General features: G+C 67.4%; 1 protein-coding gene. It reads left to right on the top strand.

The features are described from left to right. The coding region (locus tag NW827_RS03905; protein ID WP_414503359.1) for an efflux RND transporter periplasmic adaptor subunit at positions 1–1,211 on the top strand (1,211 nt) is incomplete at both ends.

Raw genomic sequence — 1,211 nt, 5'->3', positions numbered from 1 at the left:
CGCTAGGGGGGCTGGGCGGCTGGCTGCTGGGATCCCAAGGCCGGCCCGGCCAAGGGGGGGCAGCTTTGGAGGTTGCCGGTCGCGTCGGCGGGACAGGGTCCCTGGAAGCCACCGAGGCCGCTCCACTGACCACGCTGGAGGTCAAGCCACGGGAAATCAGCCAAGAGCGGATCCTGGTGGGCAGCCTAGAGGCCGTGGAGCGCACCCCCCTCAGCAGCCGCATCGTGGGCCGAGTCGTGGAGCTGCCGGTTCAGGAGGGGCAGCGGGTGGCGGCTGGATCCCTGATTGCCCGCCTGGATATCAGCGATGTGCAAGCCGCCCAGCAACAGGCCCAAGCCCAGCGGCAACAGGCTGAGGCGCAACTGCAGCAGGCCCAAGCAGGCCTTCTGGCCGCCCAGGCGGGGGTGAGGGGAGCAGAAGAAGCCTTGCGCCAGGTGCAAGCCCAGAAGCAGCAGGCGGAAGCGGAGCTGCAGGAGGCCCGTTTGCACCAAGAGCGGATGCAGAAGCTGCACGCCGAAGGAGCCGTGGCCCAAGCCCAGGTGGATCAGGCCAATACGCGGGTAGCCGTGCTCCTGGGCCGCCTGGCCCAGCTCAAGGCCGGGATCCAGCAGGCCGAACAGGGATTGACCCAAGCACGGGCCCAGCTTGCCCAGGCGGAAAGCCGGATCCCTGAGGTGCAGGCAGCCATGGCCCAGGCCCAGGCAGGGGTGGCGCAAACCCAAGCCAACCTTGCCTACGGAACCCTGGTCGCCCCCTTTGCCGGCGTCGTCACCCGCAAGTATGTGGAGGTAGGGGCTTTGGCGGGGCCGGGCCAGCCGATTGTGGAGCTAGAAAGCAGCGAGCGGCTGCGGTTTTCCGTGGCCTTGCCCGAATCCCTGGCCGGCCAAATCCGGGTGGGACAAGCGGTGCCCATCAACATCGACAGCCTCAACCAAACCGTGGAGGGAACCATCCGCCAAATCATCCCCAGCGCCGACCCCAGCTCAAGAACGGTGGAGGTGAAGGTGGAGATTCCCCCGCTCCCCGGAGCAATGCCGGGCATGCTGGGCCGTCTGAAGTTGGCAGGAGAAACCCGCCAAGCCCTGCTCCTGCCCCAAGCAAGCCTGGTAGAACAGTTCGGCCTTACGGGCGTGTACCGGCTGGTGGAGGGCAAGCCGCTGTTTACGCCCGTGGTGGTGGGATCCCGCTATGGGGATCAGGTGGAGATCCAC

Source organism: Synechococcus sp. H70.1, from assembly GCF_047502705.1.
In the GTDB taxonomy this organism is placed as follows: Bacteria; Cyanobacteriota; Cyanobacteriia; order Thermostichales; family Thermostichaceae; genus Thermostichus.
This window is presented reverse-complemented; position numbering and strand designations above follow the sequence as displayed.